14 protein-coding genes and 2 tRNA genes are annotated in these 16,037 nt (G+C 62.7%); 15 read left to right on the top strand and 1 reads right to left on the bottom strand.

From position 1 onward, the window contains the following. Nucleotides 1-88: 88 nt before the first annotated feature. Nucleotides 89-442, top strand: coding sequence for a hypothetical protein (locus C1717_RS02330; RefSeq protein ID WP_102371634.1), 354 nt, complete (start codon nt 89-91; stop codon nt 440-442). A gap of 96 nt (nt 443-538) precedes the next feature. Further along, a tRNA-Arg gene (locus C1717_RS02325) sits at nt 539-615 on the top strand. A 397-nt stretch (nt 616-1,012) separates the two neighbouring features. On the opposite strand, the gene C1717_RS02320 is transcribed toward C1717_RS02325, so the two are convergent. Continuing rightward, entirely contained in the window at nt 1,013-2,125 is a 1,113-nt protein-coding gene (locus C1717_RS02320; RefSeq protein WP_102371633.1) for an IS110 family RNA-guided transposase, read from the bottom strand. Nucleotides 2,126-2,556: 431 nt separating this feature from the next. Here C1717_RS02320 and C1717_RS02315 point away from each other — a divergent pair, with 431 nt between their 5' ends. From C1717_RS02315 to C1717_RS02255, 13 genes are all read left to right on the top strand, one after another. After that, nucleotides 2,557-3,885 carry a glycine/sarcosine/betaine reductase component B subunit gene (locus C1717_RS02315; protein WP_102371632.1) on the top strand — a complete coding sequence of 443 codons (1,329 nt, stop codon included), beginning with the start codon at nt 2,557-2,559 and terminating at the stop codon, nt 3,883-3,885. Between the two features lie 14 nt (nt 3,886-3,899). Continuing rightward, a complete protein-coding gene (grdH, locus tag C1717_RS02310; protein WP_102371631.1) occupies nt 3,900-5,219 on the top strand; it encodes a betaine reductase selenoprotein B in 1,320 nt (439 codons plus the stop codon). Nucleotides 5,220-5,240: 21 nt separating this feature from the next. Beyond that, entirely contained in the window at nt 5,241-6,188 is a 948-nt protein-coding gene (gene trxB, locus C1717_RS02305) for a thioredoxin-disulfide reductase (protein ID WP_102371630.1), read from the top strand. 15 nt (nt 6,189-6,203) lie between these two features. Beyond that, nucleotides 6,204-6,521, top strand: coding sequence for a thioredoxin TrxA (gene trxA, locus C1717_RS02300; protein WP_102371629.1), 318 nt, complete (start codon nt 6,204-6,206; stop codon nt 6,519-6,521). 91 nt (nt 6,522-6,612) lie between these two features. Beyond that, complete coding sequence (grdA, locus tag C1717_RS02295; RefSeq protein ID WP_102371628.1) at nt 6,613-7,083, top strand: glycine/sarcosine/betaine reductase complex selenoprotein A; 471 nt, start codon at nt 6,613-6,615, stop codon at nt 7,081-7,083. Nucleotides 7,084-7,194: 111 nt separating this feature from the next. Further along, nucleotides 7,195-8,736, top strand: coding sequence for a glycine/sarcosine/betaine reductase complex component C subunit beta (grdC, locus tag C1717_RS02290; protein ID WP_102371627.1), 1,542 nt, complete (start codon nt 7,195-7,197; stop codon nt 8,734-8,736). A 9-nt stretch (nt 8,737-8,745) separates the two neighbouring features. Then, the gene (gene grdD / locus C1717_RS02285; protein ID WP_102371626.1) at nt 8,746-9,897 is read left to right on the top strand and encodes a glycine/sarcosine/betaine reductase complex component C subunit alpha; all 1,152 of its coding nucleotides are present in this window, start codon (nt 8,746-8,748) and stop codon (nt 9,895-9,897) included. A gap of 108 nt (nt 9,898-10,005) precedes the next feature. Then, the gene (selD, locus tag C1717_RS02280; RefSeq protein WP_102371625.1) at nt 10,006-11,049 is read left to right on the top strand and encodes a selenide, water dikinase SelD; all 1,044 of its coding nucleotides are present in this window, start codon (nt 10,006-10,008) and stop codon (nt 11,047-11,049) included. Nucleotides 11,050-11,267: 218 nt separating this feature from the next. Next, a tRNA-Sec gene (locus C1717_RS02275) sits at nt 11,268-11,362 on the top strand. Nucleotides 11,363-11,452: 90 nt separating this feature from the next. Then, a complete protein-coding gene (gene selA, locus C1717_RS02270; RefSeq protein WP_102371624.1) occupies nt 11,453-12,859 on the top strand; it encodes an L-seryl-tRNA(Sec) selenium transferase in 1,407 nt (468 codons plus the stop codon). Further along, on the top strand, nt 12,856-14,763 hold the full coding sequence (gene selB, locus C1717_RS02265; RefSeq protein ID WP_102371623.1) for a selenocysteine-specific translation elongation factor: 1,908 nt from the start codon (nt 12,856-12,858) through the stop codon (nt 14,761-14,763). The genes selA and selB overlap by 4 nt, the downstream gene beginning before the upstream one ends. 95 nt (nt 14,764-14,858) lie before the next feature. After that, a complete protein-coding gene (gene yedF / locus C1717_RS02260) occupies nt 14,859-15,500 on the top strand; it encodes a sulfurtransferase-like selenium metabolism protein YedF (RefSeq protein ID WP_102371622.1) in 642 nt (213 codons plus the stop codon). 9 nt (nt 15,501-15,509) lie between these two features. Then, nucleotides 15,510-15,749 carry a putative Se/S carrier protein gene (locus C1717_RS02255; RefSeq protein WP_102371621.1) on the top strand — a complete coding sequence of 80 codons (240 nt, stop codon included), beginning with the start codon at nt 15,510-15,512 and terminating at the stop codon, nt 15,747-15,749. The last annotated feature ends 288 nt before the right edge of the window (nt 15,750-16,037 follow it).

Raw genomic sequence — 16,037 nt, 5'->3', positions numbered from 1 at the left:
CTGCGAAAATGCTGACAAAAGAAACACGAACACATGTTCTAGTTTTGACATAGACTATGGCCAAGCCGATGTAGGAAGGAGTGGCCGTATGGAAGCGACGAGGCGATTGAATCACGTTCTGTTCCGCGCTCAAGATGAAGAGGAGTGGTTGTTGATTGGCTGCTACCCAACGGAGGATGCCGGTCTTTGCGTCTACCAAGCAAGTGCAGGAGCGCTTACGGCGTGGTGCTTTGGCTCCCCGCTCCGTGTCGTAGAGATCCAGATCGCGCCTCGCTCAACTGCGGAGCTCATCAACTACTTTCGCGTGGAGACGATTTCTCAGCTGTGTAGCATGTTCACTCTGATTTTTGGTGATTGTGACGGAGCGCTCGGCATCGAGCGATTGCTTGAGCGTCTCGAGCTGCCTTATTCGGTGGTCGAATGCCCCATATTCGAGGGATAATGCGCTGCTGGGGGCGGATGCGCGAGTAGTGCGCAGAAATTTTTGAAAAAGTTGCTTGACGAACCCGGGGGCCAGTGCCATTATAGTTCGTGCGTTGCGGCGTTACCTCAGCTGGATAGAGGGTCTGACTACGAATCAGAACGTCATAGGTTCGAATCCTATACGCCGCACCAGCCGATGGTTGAAGGGCACCCGAGAGGGTGCCCTTTATGTTTAATATGAGAAAGCCATTGTCAAGAGGCATGACGTTACAGGTCCCAGATTTTATTCCGGGACCTGTAACTATTTCTCGCCGGTTCGCCTGCATGAGATGCTCGTTAGTCGTCGCTCGCCTGGCAGGCTAATATCCGCGGACTCGTGCGCCATTTTGTTTGCGTTTAGCTCAGCTGGCATATGTTTTGCGCACCTACCGCATTCCGATTCTCCGTCCGGGGCCGTCGCTCGAAAACCTCCCAGTCTTTGTCCTCGGGCGCCGCCTCGCCTGGCTGCCCATCAAAAAAGCCGTGAGCCGGTCCCGGCGATGCGTCGATATGCAGGCGCATCCGGCAAGAAGGTCTGTATCGCCCGGGCCTAGCCGAGCGTCCCCTCGGCCCGCCTGCCGATCTCCCAGACCCAGCAGGCGAGCTCCCGGGCGACGGCGACGTTGGCGACGCAGGTCCGCTTGCCGGCGGCCCTGAGCGATTCGTGGCGATGCGCCAGACGTGCGGTGGCATCGTCTGCCCGGCTTTTCACGTGCCGCGGCACCTCATATCCCGAAGGCGCCGCCTTGGGCTTGGGCGAGCAGCTCATATAGTGCCAGGAGGACTCCACGAGGACGCGGCGGGAGGCGCCGTTCCCCGTCTTGGTGATGCCGCCCCGCGCCTCCCTTTCGCCGCTGGAATGCTCGGAAGGGGTGATGCCCACCCAGGAAGCGTAGGCTCCCGCGGTCGGGAAGCGGCTGAAGAGGCCCGCCTCGGCGGCGAGGCTGAAAGCGGATATGACGTCGATGCCCTTGATGGAGGCGAGGGCGCCGACCCTATCCTTCCATCTTCCGCTCCGGGCCTCGGCAAGCACCAGCTTCTCGAGGGCCCGCTTGTCCGACTCGGCGCAGCGCACGCAGGTGACGTAGTGGTCGAACGCATGGGCCGCTGCCGCCTCCTGCGGGCGCAGGCCCTCGACCCATCTCCAGAAAGCCCGGGTCCAGGCCCCTCTCTTCCGACCGAGCGCGTCGACCTCGTCGAAGGCGTATCCTCGCCTCAGCAGGAACTTGGAGAGGCGCTGCCGCGCGCGCTGCAGGTCGATGCGCGCATCGTCCAGCGCGCGGGACAGGTCGCGCGCCGCCTCCACCTCGACGGGCGGTATCCAGACCTCGATGATGTTGTGGGTGGCGAGGAGCCTTGCCAGGAAGGCGGCGTCGCGCCTGTCGTTCTTGCGGCGCTTATCGGCCGCCGGCTTCTGCATCTTGGAGACGGCGCCGACGATGCAGTCGACGCCGAGCCCGCGGAGCTCGCGGCACAGGGCGAACCCCGTTGGGCCCGACTCGTAGACCGCCCTGGGGTCCTCGAAGGCCTTTATCCAGGAGGCGATCTCCTGAGCGTCGGTGCCAAAGGTCTTCTGCCTCACCTCGCCCGTGTAGGGATTGAAGGCGCAGGCCGCGACGGAGCGGGCATGCACGTCGAGGCCGACGGAGGTAACATGGGACACGGGGAGCCTCCTCCCATGCGTGCGGTACGGCGGGCACCGCAGGCTGACGATACACAGCCATTGTTCCCGCCCAGCCCGCGACCCGGCATGCCGCGGGGAGGCTTTCCCTCCAATGGCTTTCTCATATCGTCTTCGAAACCAACTCACGCCCACGGATTCGCATGCGCATGCGTGTGCATATGTGGTTAGCGTTGTGGGCTCGCACCGTAGGTAGGTACGAGATGCATCCGCGGCGCGATCCTTAACGGGATCCTTCTGGAATACGCTGGTTGAACTGTAAGAAAGTCGGTTAGCGGTGGACAGAAGGCGGCGAGCGGCATTGTTCAATAATCGCGATTATTATAAAATCGCGTCAGCAGGCGTAGTGTGTCGATACGCCATGTATCAGGAAGGTTGTAAGCCGTAGATTCGAAAGAAAGGAGTGCAAGCGTATGAAATTGGAGATTGGGAACATCCATGTCAAAGATGTCCAGTTCGGTGATGCCGATTCGTTCGAGAACGGCGTGCTCACCATCGACAAGGATGCCGCCATCGCCTACCTCAAGGAGTGCGACGAGCATCTGACCGACGTGGATCTCGTCATCGCCCACCCTGGCGATGACACGCGCATCGTGCCCGTGGTCGAGACGATCGAGCCGCGCGTGCGCATGGACGGCCGTTGTCTGTTCCCCGGTGTCACCGATGACGTGGTGCCTGCGGGAGACGGCGAGCTCAAGGCCCTCAAGGGCTGCTGCGTGACCGTGGTTGCCAAGGAGTACGGCTCATTCGGTGACGGCGTCATCGATATGGGCGGGGAGGGCGCTAAGCACACCTACTGGTCGAAGCTCATCAACATCTGCCTCGTTGCCGACACCGACGAGGACTTCGAGCGCCATGAGCAGCAGAAGTGCAACCACGCTTTGCGCTGGGGCGGTCACCGTCTTGCCGAGTATCTGGGCAAGATCGCCCGCGATGTCGAGGTTGACGAGACCGAGACCTATGTGGTCGATCCGGTGCTCAAGCGCGATCCAGCCCGTAAGGACCTGCCCAACGTCGCCCTCGTGTTGCAGCCGCAGTCGCAGATGGAGGCTTTGGGCTATAACGACCTTTGGTACGGCTGGGATATGAACAAGTACCTGCCGACCTTCGTGAGCCCCACCGAGATCCTCGACGGCGCTCTCATCTCGGGTTCGTTCATGCCCTCTTCCTCAAAGTGGTCGACCTACGAGATGCAGAACTTCCCCACCATCAAGGAGCTCTTCGCCGAGGACGGGAAGTCCATCAACTTCGTAGGCGTGATCCTCTCCATGCTGAACGTTGCGCTCGATCAGAAGGAGCGCGCTGCCATCATGGTGCGCAACATGGCGCTCAACCTGGGTATCGACTATGCGCTCGTGACCGAGGAGGGTTACGGCAACCCCGATACCGACTATGTGCGCTGCCAGGTGATCCTCGAGGACGCCGGCATCCCCGTCGTGGGCATCTCCAACGAGTGCACCGGCCGCGACGGCCGCTCGCAGCCGCTCGTGACCCTCGATGAGAAGATGACGGCGCTTGTCTCGACGGGCAACGTCTCCGAGCTCAGCGAGCTTCCCGCCTGCTCGACGGTCATCGGCAACCTGGAGGCCATGAACCGCGACGGCATGTCCGGCTCGTGGGGATATGATGAGGTGCTCGGAAAGTCCGCGCGCGACGACGGCTCCATCATCATGGAAGGCAACAATTGGTTCTGTGGAGACCACATCTCTGGCTTCTCCGTGAAGACCATGGTCGAAGTCTAAGGGGGTGCGCTTAGGTGAAGAAGGTAATCTGCTACCTCAACCAGTTCTTCGGTGGTGTCGGTGGCGAGGATAAGGCCGATATCGAGCCCTACATCGTTGAAGGTGTTGTGGGCCCGTCCATGGCCATCAACGGCGCCCTCAAGGATGCCGAGGTTACTCACACGATCGTGTGCGGCGACAACTTCATGGGTTCCAATACCGAGGAAGCCGTCTCACGCATCATGGAGATGCTCAAGGGCAAGGAGTTCGACTTCTTTGTCGCCGGTCCGGCGTTCCGCGCCGGTCGCTACGGCGTTGCCTGCGGCACGATCTGCAAGGCTGTCCAGGAGAAGCTCGGCGTTCCTGCGGTTACCTCGATGAACGAGGAGAACCCTGGTGTCGAGATGTTCAAGGGCGACGTGGTGATCTTCAAGGGTGGCGACGGTGCCGCCAAGATGCGCAAGGACGTTCCCAAGATGATTGGGTATGTCAACAAGGTGCTCGCTGGCGAGCAGACGCTTGGCGCCGATGCCGAGGGCTACTTCCCGCGCGGCATCCGCCACGAGATCTACCTCGAGGACAAGCGCGAGAACACCGCTGCCTATCGCGGCGTGCAGATGCTGCTCAAGAAGATTCGCGGCGAGGAGTATAAGACCGAGCTCGTGATTCCCAAGAAGGAGACCGTGCCGGTTGCCGATGCCATCAAGGATCTCGGCTCCTCCGTCATCGCGCTCGTGACGACCGGTGGTATCGTGCCTATCGCGAACCCCGACCGCATCCAGTCCGCGTCCGCGACGCGCTGGGGACGCTATGACATCTCCGATATGGACCGTCTGGACGCTGGCAAGTTCAAGACCATTCACGCGGGCTTCGATCCCGCGGCTGCCAACGCCGATCCTAACGTGATCGTGCCGGTCGACGCCATGCGCGCCTACGAGCGCGAGGGCAAGATCGGTCGCCTGCACCCGTACTTCTATTCCACCGTGGGCACCGGTACCACCGAGGCCGAAGCGTCGCGCATGGCCATCGAGATGATCCCGTACCTCAAGGAGGACGGTGTGAACGGCGTTATCGTCGGCAGCACTTGAGGCACTTGCACTCGTTGCGGTGCAACGATGGTCAAAGAGTTCGAGAAGGCCGGCTTCCCCGTGGTGCACATGTGCAATCTCGTTCCGGTCTCCACGACGGTCGGCGCGAACAGGATCGTGCCCACCATCTCAATCCCCTATCCTCTGGGCGATCCCAACACCTCGCCCGAGGAGCAGTGGAAACTGCGCTATCATCGCGTGGGCGTAGCACTCGACGCGCTCGCCACACCGGTGACCGAGCAGACGGTCTTCAAGGTCAAGTACTAAGGCAGGGAGGTAAGCTCGTCCATGGCAGAGGTGTACGACGTTATCATCTTGGGCGCCGGCCCCGCGGGTCTCGCGGCGGGTCTGTACGCTGGGCGTAGCAGGCTCAAGACGCTCATCATCGAGAAAGCCCAGGATGGCGGTCAGATCGCCATCACCGATGAGATCGAGAACTACCCTGGGCAGATGCTCGAGGGCGAGTCCGGTCCCTCGCTGATCGCCCGCATGACCGCTCAGGCCGAGAAGTTCGGCTGCGAGCGCGTGAGCGATACCATCAACGAGGTCCAGCTCGAGGGCCCCGTGAAGAAGCTCGTCGGCTATAACGGCGAGTACGAGGCGAAGAGCGTCATCCTGGCGCTGGGCGCCCATCCGCGCAAGATCGGCTGCAAGAACGAGGCCGAGTTCACCGGCCGCGGCATCTCCTTCTGCGCGACCTGCGACGCGGCCTTCTTCGAGGATTTCGAGGTCTACGTCGTGGGCGGTGGCGACGCTGCCGTCGAGGAGGCCATGTACCTCACCAAGTTCGCGCGCAAGGTGACGATCATCCATCGTCGTGATGAGCTGCGTGCCGCGAAGTCCATCCAAGAGAAAGCCTTCGCCAACCCCAAGATCCATTTCCTGTGGGACACCGTGGTCGACGAGGTCGACGGCGACGGCATCCTCTCCAAGATGGTTGTGAAGAACACCAAGACGGGCGAGCTCACCACCATCGAGGCCGACCCTGAGGACGGCATGTTCGGCCTCTTCGGCTTCATCGGGCTTCTGCCCTCGACCTCGCTCATCGACGGCATCATCGACATGGACGAGCGCGGTTACGTGCTCACCGATGCTGATATGCATACCAACATCGAGGGCGTCTATGCTGCTGGCGACATGCGCCAGAAGAGCCTGCGCCAGGTGGTCACCGCCGTTTCCGATGGTGCCATTGCCGCCATGCAGGCCGAGCACTACATCTCCAACCTGTCCGCGTAAAAAGGAGGAACGGATATGCTCGAGGTAGATAAGAACACGTTCGAGGACGAGGTGCTGAAGGCCGACGGCTACGTGCTCGTCGACTACTTCGGTGACGGCTGCGTGCCGTGCGCCGCGCTTCATCCGCACATCGAGGCGTTCGCTGAGAAGTACGGCGAGAGCATCAAGTTCTGCGAGCTCAACACCACCAAGGCTCGTCGTCTGGCAATTTCCCAGAAGATCCTGGGTCTGCCCGTGATCGCTATCTACAAGGACGGCGAGAAGGTCGACGAGTGCGTCAAGGATGACGCCACGCCCGAGAACGTCGAGGCGATGATTCAGAAGTACGTCTAGGTGCACCGGGACGCCGCCGGGTCGCTTGCGGCCCGGCGAGCCTACGGCCACTAGGCTGAAGCTACGGAGAATGGAAGGGAGTGGAGAGAACATGAGCATCTTAGCTGGGAAGAAGTGCGTCGTCATTGGCGACCGCGACGGCATCCCCGGCGAGGCCATCTCGGCCTGTGCCGCTAGCGCGGGTGCCGAAGTAATTTTCTCTTCGACAGAGTGCTTTGTTTGAACCGCTGCAGGTGCAATGGACCTGGAGAATCAGAAGCGTGTGAAGGAGTTCACCGAGCAGTATGGCCCCGAGAACGTCGTCGTTCTCCTTGGCGCCGCTGACGGTGAGGCTGCCGGCCTCGCTGCTGAGACGGTCACCAACGGTGACCCGACCTATGCCGGTCCGTTGACTGGAGTCCAGTTGGGACTCGCGGTTTACCACGTTGTTGAGCCTGAGGTCAAGGCGGAGTTCGATGACGCCGTCTACGACGAGCAGGTGAGCATGATGGAGATGGTCCTCGACGTTGATGACATCATCAACGAGATGACCTCCATTCGCGACCAGTATTGCAAGTTCTAAAAGAGTAGTACCGGGTGCTTGACGTGCTTCAAAGGGGGCGGTGGCTGGTGCCGCCGCCCCTTCCCGGATTGATCGGCTGCTCTTTCAAGACACAGAGCTAGGAGTGCAAACGTGAACAGCGTTATCAAGGGAGTCGGGTACGTGCTCGCCCATACCCCCGATATGGTGATCGAGAACGGCACGACCCAGACGACCGAGCGGATCGTGAATCCGGAGAGCGAGTATCTGAAGGAGCTGCCCAATCATCTGCGCAGCTTCGACGAGGCGCTCGCATACTGGCCCAACCAGGTCTACATCGGCAACAAGACCCCGATGGAGCTCGCCGAGATCGAGCAGCCTTGGTACGACAAGGCGTGCGACGAGACGTCGCGCTACGGTGCCTACGGCCAGATGATGCCCGAGGACGAGTTCATCCTGCTCATGCAGGCGTGCGACGTCTTCGATCTGGTCAAGCTCGAGCGCGGCTTCGTGTCCGCCCATAAGGATGCGCTCGCCCAGAACCCCGTGATCGATGAGAGCATCATGGCCCGTATCGTCGAGGGCGTCGATGCTTCCGAGATCGAGCAGCTCATTGCCGACGACCATGCCGAGCGCATCTGCTTTGGCGGCGAGCTCGTTGGCTGCGTGAAGCCTGCGCACGACATCGACGTGAACCTTTCCGCCGAGATCATGCTCGAGAACATCGTCGAGAAGGCGTCCTCGGTCCTCTCCCTGCTCTCACTCGTTCACAACACGGGTATCGCCAAGGACGAGATCGAGTACGTCATCGACTGCTCTGAGGAGGCCTGCGGCGACATGAACCAGCGCGGCGGTGGCAACTTCGCCAAGGCCGCTGCCGAGATCGCGGGCCTTACCGCCGCGACCGGCTCCGATGTCCGTGGCTTCTGCGCTGCGCCGACCCATGCACTCGTCGAGGCTGCTGCGCTCGTGGCTTCCGGTGCCTATAAGACCGTTGCCGTGACGGCAGGCGGCTGCACCGCCAAGCTCGGCATGAACGGCAAGGACCACGTCAAGAAGGGCCTGCCCATCCTCGAGGACATGGTCGCCGGCCTGGCGGTGCTCGTCACCGTGAACGACGGCGTGAACCCCGAGATCGATCTCTCGGTGCTCGGTCGCCATACCGTTGGCACCGGCTCTGCGCCGCAGGTGGTCATCGGCTCGCTCGTCTACGATCCGCTCGAGCGCGCCGGCCTCAAGGTGACCGACGTCGACTACTTCTCGCCCGAGCTGCAGAACCCCGACATCACCAAGTTCGCGGGCGCAGGCGATGTGCCGGCCTCGAACTACAAGATGATCGGCGCCCTGGGCGTCAAGCGCGGCGAGCTCGAGCGCACGCAGCTCGCTGACTTCGTGAGCCAGCATGGCTTCGTGGGTTGGGCTCCCACTCAGGGCCACATCCCCTCGGGTGTTCCATCGATCGGCTATGCGCGCGACGCCATGCTTGCGGGCGATATGGAGCGCGTGATGATCATCGGCAAGGGATCCCTCTTCCTGGGCCGCATGACCAACCTGTTCGACGGCGTTTCCGTGCTCATCAAGCGCAACGAGGGCGTCCAGGACGAGGCTGCTGGCGTTTCCGAAACCGAGGTCAAGTCCATGATCGCCAAGGCTATGAGGGAGTTCGCCGCCACCCTGATCGAGCAGGCTGAGTAGGAGCGTCGTATGGGAAGCTTAGAGAAGACCATCGCCTCCGCATTCCTGGAGATGGCGGAGGGTCTGGAGAGCGGGCGTTACGGGGCGCGCCCCCGCATCGCCCTCACCGGCATGGGAAGCGAGCACGGTGAGGAGAACTCCTTGGCCGCCGCCCGCGCTGCGGCTAAGCAGGGCATCGACGTGCACTACATCGGTTCGCTTGCCGATGACGCTCTCACCTGCGTGCCGGTTGCCGATGACGAAGCCGGCCACGTCAAGATGGACGAGCTGCTCGCCTCTGGCGAGGTGGATGGCGCCGTCACCATGCACTACCCGTTCCCCATCGGTGTGAGCACGGTCGGCCGTGTGGTGACGCCGGCAACGGGCAAGGAGATGCTCATCGCCAACACCACCGGCACCTCGTCGGGAGACCGCATCGAGGGCATGGTGCTCAACGCCATCGCCGGCATCATCGTGGCTCGCGCCCTCGGCAACGAGAACCCCACCGTGGGCATCCTGAACGTCGACGGCGCGCGTCAAGCCGAGATCGCGCTCAAGAAGCTCGCTGAAGGCGGCTACCCCATCACGTTCGCCGAGTCCTCCCGTGCCGATGGCGGTGCCGTCATGCGCGGCAACGACGTGCTGCGCGGCACGCCGGACATCCTCGTGACCGATTCGCTCACGGGCAACGTGCTCACGAAGATGATCTCCGCTTTCACGACGGGCGGCAGCTTCGAGGCAACCGGCTTTGGCTACGGACCGGGTATCGGTCGCGGTTACGACAAGCTTGTGCTCATCGTCTCCCGTGCTTCGGGTGCTCCTGTGGTGGAGCATGCCCTTGAGTTCGCGGGTGAACTTGTGCGCGGCGGCGTGTTCAAAGTCGCCGAGGAGGAGTACGCGCGCGCCGACGCCGCAGGCTTGGAGGCCATCCTCGCCGAGCGACGTGCCGCTGAGAAGAAGCCCGCCGAGGAGGAGGCCGTCAGCGCTCCTCCGGCCGAGCCGGTCACCGCGAGCATTCCCGGCATCGAGGTCATGGACCTCGAGGATGCCGTGCAGGTGCTCTGGCGCGCCGGGATCTACGCCGAGTCGGGCATGGGCTGCACGGGCCCGCTGGTGATGATGAGCGAGGCAAACCACGACAAGGCCGTGGAGCTGCTTACCCAGGCTGGATACATCGGCTAGTATCAAGACGACGTTCGCCGGGTGTGTGCGCTTCCGGCGAGCCGCGCAGGGCGCTGGGCTCTTGCCCGGCGCCCTGCTGGAGTTTCGCCTAACGCGAGAGGAGGGTTCATGACCGCCAAGAAGATCAAGCTCACGTCGATGACGAAGGCTGCGGGTTGAGCCGCTAAGATGGCGCCAGGCGCCCTCGCTCAGGTTCTGCGCGAGATTCCAAGCATGAATAACCCAAACGTGCTCGTGGGGCTCGATACCTCCGACGACGCGTGCGTTTATCGGGTGACGGATGACATCGCCCTCATCGAGACGGTTGACTTCTTCCCGCCGATGGTGGACGACCCGTTCGTCTTTGGGCAGATCGCCGCCGCGAACGCGCTCTCGGACGTGTACGCCATGGGCGGAACGCCCGTGTTGGCCATGAACATCCTGTGCTTCCCCAACTGCCTCGACGTCGAGGTGGCGGGCCGGATCATCGCAGGCGGTGCCGAGAAGGCGCGCGAGGCCGGCGTGACCGTCGCGGGAGGGCACACGCTCACGGACGACGAGCCCAAATACGGCATGTGCGTCACCGGCATGGCTCATCCCGACCGCATCCTCAAGAACTCCTCGGCGCGCGCGGGCGACGCCCTGGTGCTCACCAAGGAGCTGGGAACCGGTTTGATCATGACCGCACTCAAGGGCGACCTCGTTAGCGAGGAATCGGTGCTGCGCGCGGTCGACAGCATGCGGACCCTCAACCGTACGGCGGCTGAATGCGCGGGCGACCTTGCGGTCCACGCCTGCACCGACGTGACCGGTTTCGGGTTGGCGGGCCATCTGTGCGAGATGGCGGAGGGCAGCGACCTCTCCGCCACGGTGAGCGCGGGGGCCTTCCGCCTTCTACCGGAGTCGCTCGAGATGGCGCGCATGGGCGTCATTCCCGCTGGGGCCTACCGCAACGCCGACCATTTTGGAGCGGGCGTCTCGTTCGATGAGGATGTGCCCACGGGCATGGAGGACGTGCTGTTTGACCCGCAGACATCCGGTGGCCTGCTGTTCGCCCTGCCGCCCGCAGATGCCGAGGTGCTGCTGGCGCGTCTGGAGGACGCTGGGGTTCCCGGGGCGCTTGTGGGATCGCTTGCACCGTACGAGGGCGTCCGCGTCCGCGTGCGGGCATAGGGAACGCAGGTCTTAGGGAGGTTCTTGAACGAGCCCCCTTGGAACGAGCCCCTTGGTTTGCCCCCACGTTCGTGCGGCACGTTTCGGGATTCCTGCAAAATCGTGCAAGTGGCCCATCGAACGTGAGGGCGAGCTGGATTCCATGCGCGATAACCAGCCGTTGACACATTGACGCATCGCGATTATCGTTAAGCCGCAGTCGCGAGCGCGGGCGCTAGGGGAGCATTTAGGTAACTGGTGTGCCTCCCGGTCTTCAAAACCGGTGTGAGTAGAAACCTGCTCGGGTGGGTTCGATTCCCACATGCTCCCGCCATTTCTCGACCGCGCGGACAGCTGCACTATAGCTCTGCCGGAGGCAGATTCCGGCTCCTTGCATCGATCGTGCGAGTGGATGGGAGACCGTATGGACGTGGGCCAGGTGTTGCGCCGGATTCCCAAGATGGATGCGCTCTTAGCGCTTCCCGAGATCTCCCAAGCTTGTGAGAGAACATCATATCCTGAGGTAAAGCACCTTATCGCTCAGGAGCTTGACCATATTCGCAAGCAGGTGCTTGCAGGTGCGGAAACCGAGGTGCCCACGAAGGAAGCCATCGCGCGCAACGTGTTGGCACAGCTTGATGCGAGCGGCTCGTTTAGCCTCAGACCGGTTGTGAACGCGACGGGCGTAGTGCTGCATACCAACTTGGGCCGCGCGCCATTCGGCGAGCGCATGGCGCGCCATGTGGCGCAGGTAGCCAGCGGCTATAGCAACCTTGAATACAATCTCGCCAAGGGCAAGCGCGGCAGCCGCTACGCACATGTGGAGCGTCTCCTGTGCGAGCTCACGGGTGCCGAGGCGGCCATGGTGGTCAACAACAACGCCGCAGCGGTCTTCCTCATGCTCAACACGCTTGCTGCTGATGAGCGGGTTGCCGTTTCGCGTGGGGAACTGGTCGAGATCGGAGGCTCGTTCCGCGTGCCCGAGATCATGGCGGCGAGCGGTGCGGAGCTCATAGAGGTGGGTACCACCAACAAGACGCATGCCTACGATTACGAGCGTGCGGTCGAGGCGGGCGCACGGGCGCTGCTTAAGGTGCATACGAGCAACTTCGTCATGTGCGGCTTCACCGAGGCAGTGGGCATCGCGGAGCTCGCGCGGATCGCGCACCCCGCAGGCGCATACGTGCTCTACGACGTGGGCTCGGCGCTTCTGTTCCCGGGCGAGGTGCTGGGCCTGACCGATGTCGAAGTCGTTCGCCGAGCGATTGCCGAGGGCGCTGATGTGGTTACGTTTTCGGGCGACAAGCTGCTCGGATCGGCTCAAGCGGGCGTTATCGTGGGTTCTCAGGACGCGATCCAGCGCATGAAGCGCAACCAGATCACCCGCATGCTGCGCATCGACAAGCTTTCGCTTGCGGCGCTCGAACAGGCGCTCGTCTGGCAGCTCGACCCCGCTTGCGCTCGCGAGCAGGTGCCGGCGCTGCGCATGATCGCCGAGGGACCTGATATCCTCGAGCCTCGCGCTAACGAGCTCGCCTCCGCTCTGGACGATGTTCCGGGCGCTTCGACCCAAGTTCTTCCGGTTACCGACGAGGTGGGCGGCGGATCGCTCCCGGGTGTCGAGCTCGAGGGGAGGGCCGTGGCGCTCACGCTTGAGGGCGTGGCAGCAGAGGACCTGGAGCGCAAGCTCAGATGCGCTCTCCATCCCATAGTCGCCCGCGTATCCGAGGGGCGTGTACTCTTCTCGGTGCGCACGCTCATGGCGGGCGACGTCCAGCGCATCGCCGATACGGTGCGCGCCATCGTGGGAGAGCGGGGCGAGGCGCGATGAAGCACGTGATTATCGGCACCGCTGGCCATGTCGATCATGGCAAGACCGAGCTCACCCGTGCTCTTACGGGCACCAACACCGATCGCCTTGCCGAGGAGCAGCGCCGAGGCATCACGATCCAAATCGGCTTCGCGCAGCTCGAGCTCGCACACGGGCTCACGGCGAGCATCATCGACGTGCCCGGTCATGAGCGCCTGATCAAGAACATGCTGACCGGCGCATCCGGCATCGATGTGGTGCTGTTCGTCGTCGCGGCAGACGAAGGCTTCATGCCGCAGTCGCAAGAGCATCTCGATATCCTCTCGCTTCTGGGGGTGCAGGCGGGCATCATCGTCTTCACCAAGGCCGACCTTGTCGAGCCCGATTGGCTCGAGATGGTCGAAGCCGATACACGCGATCGGGTGGCAGGGACCTTCCTCGAGGGGGCGCCATCTATCGCGGTGTCGTCCGTTACGGGCGCCGGTATCGACGAGCTCAAGCAGCTCGTTGCGGGTATGGTTGAGCATGCTGCGCCCAAGCGGCTCGATCTGCCCTTCCGCATGCCCGTCGACCGCTCGTTTACCATCAAGGGGTTCGGTACGGTGGTGACCGGTACCTGCACGGAGGGCTCGGTCACGGTGGGCGAGACCGTTGAGGTATATCCTGAGCGCCTGAGTGTGCGCGTGCGCGAGCTGCAGAATCACGGCATCTCCGAGAAGTCGTCCGAGGCGGGCATGCGCGTCGCGGCGAACCTCGCGGGCGTGGACCAGAAACAGGTGGCTATTGGCTGCACCCTTGCAGCGCCGGGTACGCTCACGCTGACGCAGATGGCGAGCGTGGTCATCAGTCTCACCGCGAGCGCTCCGTTCAGCGTGCGCAATTCCTCACGCGTCCACGTGTACGCTGGGACGCAGGAGACGGTCGCCCGCGTGCGCCTGCTCGACCGCGATGAGCTGCTCCCCGAGGAGACGTCTTGGGCGCAGCTCACGTTCGAGAAGCCGCTTGCCCTGCGCAACCTCGACCGCTTCATCGTCCGCTTCCTCTCGCCGCTCGTGACCATAGGCGGCGGTCGCGTGCTGGATTGCCATGCGACGCGCCTGCGCCGGCATGACGCGGCGGTGCAGGAGCGCTTGGAACATCTTGACGGCGCGCTTGCCGAGCGCGTCGCGCAGCTGACGATGGATGCGGGCGCCGTCCCATGCAGCCTCGGGCAGCTTGCGCTCGACGCCGTCGCCTCCCCGGACGAGCTTGAGGCGGTGCTCGGAGATCTCGAGGCGGCGGGAAAGATCGCGCGCTTTGGTGGCGTGCCGTTCTCTGATGCGGCGATAGGCGAGCTCAAGGGCCGCGCCGTGGCGACCGCAAGCGCCTATCAAGCAGAGCACCCGTTGGAGGCGGGCATGCGCGCGGCTGATGTGCGCGAGCAGCTCTGCCCGAGCGACGCTGCGATTGCCGAGAGGCTTCTTGCCGAGTTCATCGCCTGTGGTGCGCTCGAGGCGGCGGGCGATCGCGTGCACACGCCCGGATACGCCCCCACGTTCACCCCTGAGCACGAGCGGCTCAAGCGCGAGATCATGGTCTATGTCGAAAGCAGGGGGCTCGAAGCTCCAACGCTCGACGAGCTCGAAGAGGCGGTGCCGGGCAACGCGAAGGCGTTCAAACAGATCGTGTCCCATCTGCGTGAGACGGGAGACCTGGTGTTCCTCACCGCGCGTTCGTGCGTTTCGCATGCGGCCTACCAGCGCGCGCTCGATATGTTTCGCGGAATGTTCAAGGATACGGATGCCGTCGCGCTCGGAGACTTCAGGACCTTGGCGGGCGTGTCGCGCAAGTACGCCCAGCAGATCCTCGACGCGTTCGATGCAAAGGGCATCTCGAAGATGGTTGGCGACAAGCGTATTTTGCTTGCGCCCCGTGAGCAGCGGTGAGGGCTGGGCACCGCGACACGGCGGCGATGCTGCGGCGCATTCGTTCGCGGCGGGATGTATGGTAGGCAACCGGTCGTACCAAAGGAGGAGTTCGTATGAGTGAGCGCTTTGACGTCGATGCAGTGGGTGATGCTTGCCCCATCCCGGTGGTGAAGACCTTGAAGGCTTTGCGTGGCAGCGCAGCGGGCGATACGGTTGCCACGACCGTCGATAACGAGGTGGCTGTCCAGAACCTCTTCAAAATGGCCAAGGAGAAGGGGTGCTCCGCTACATCCGAGCAAATTGCAGACGATCGGTTCGTCGTGACGATCGAGGTCGGTGCAGGCGTGGCTGTCGCATCGGGGGAGGAGGACGCCGTCAGCTGCGAGGTTGCCGAACCGGAGAGCGCTTCGGGCATCGTTTCGGGATATGTGGTCGCGATCTCATCTGCGACGATGGGGTCTGGTTCGGATGAGCTCGGTGGAGCGCTCATGAAGAGCTTCATCTATGTGCTCGGCCAGCAGGAGATCCTGCCAGAGACCATCCTCTTCTACAACGGCGGCGCGCATCTTACCTGCACGGGTTCGGAATCTCTTGAGGACTTGCGCTCCTTCGCCGAGCAAGGGGTGGAGATCCTCACGTGCGGCACGTGCCTGAATTACTACGGCATCACCGATGAACTCGCGGTAGGCGACGTTACCAACATGTACGTCATCGTCGAGAAGCTCAGCCAGGCGCGCCGCATCGTCAAGCCGTAAGGGGCTGCGATGCTTCACGCCAAGGCGCCGGCGCTCGTCATATCGTTCGCGTCGGCGGTTGATGCCATGCAAGTCGAAAAGAATTGTCATGCCGAGGGACTTCCTGGGCGGCTCATACCTGTTCCTCGTGAGATTACCGCAGGCTGCGGCCTGGCTTGGAAAGCGGCTCCCGAAGACCGGGATTCCATTCTCACGTCGCTCAAAGCTGCTGGGATCTCTTGGCAGGGCGTATACGTCATCGAATTATGATATGCTAATTCATTTTTCTTGCTAAAACGTTTGACGCTCGCCTTTGCCAACCGTGTTGTCACGTGCGCGTATCCATATTCGCCATAGGCGCTCAAGCTGCGCTTCTTTCAATCAGAATGCCTTCTAGCAGGGACTGGAGCCCACGATGCCCGTCCCTGCCGTTTGCCGGATATCCGCTACCGCTTACCCCATAATCCTCGGTGAAGCATTTGTGGAGTATAAAATGAACGTGATTAATTTACTCCGACACGTTCGGGGAAGTAAGTACCGATCAGGTAAAGGAGGCAA

The organism is Enorma phocaeensis, from assembly GCF_900186505.1.
GTDB classification, from domain to species: domain Bacteria; phylum Actinomycetota; class Coriobacteriia; order Coriobacteriales; family Coriobacteriaceae; genus Enorma; species Enorma phocaeensis.
Note: the sequence above shows the minus strand (reverse complement) of the source record. Positions and strands in the feature narration are given on the sequence as shown.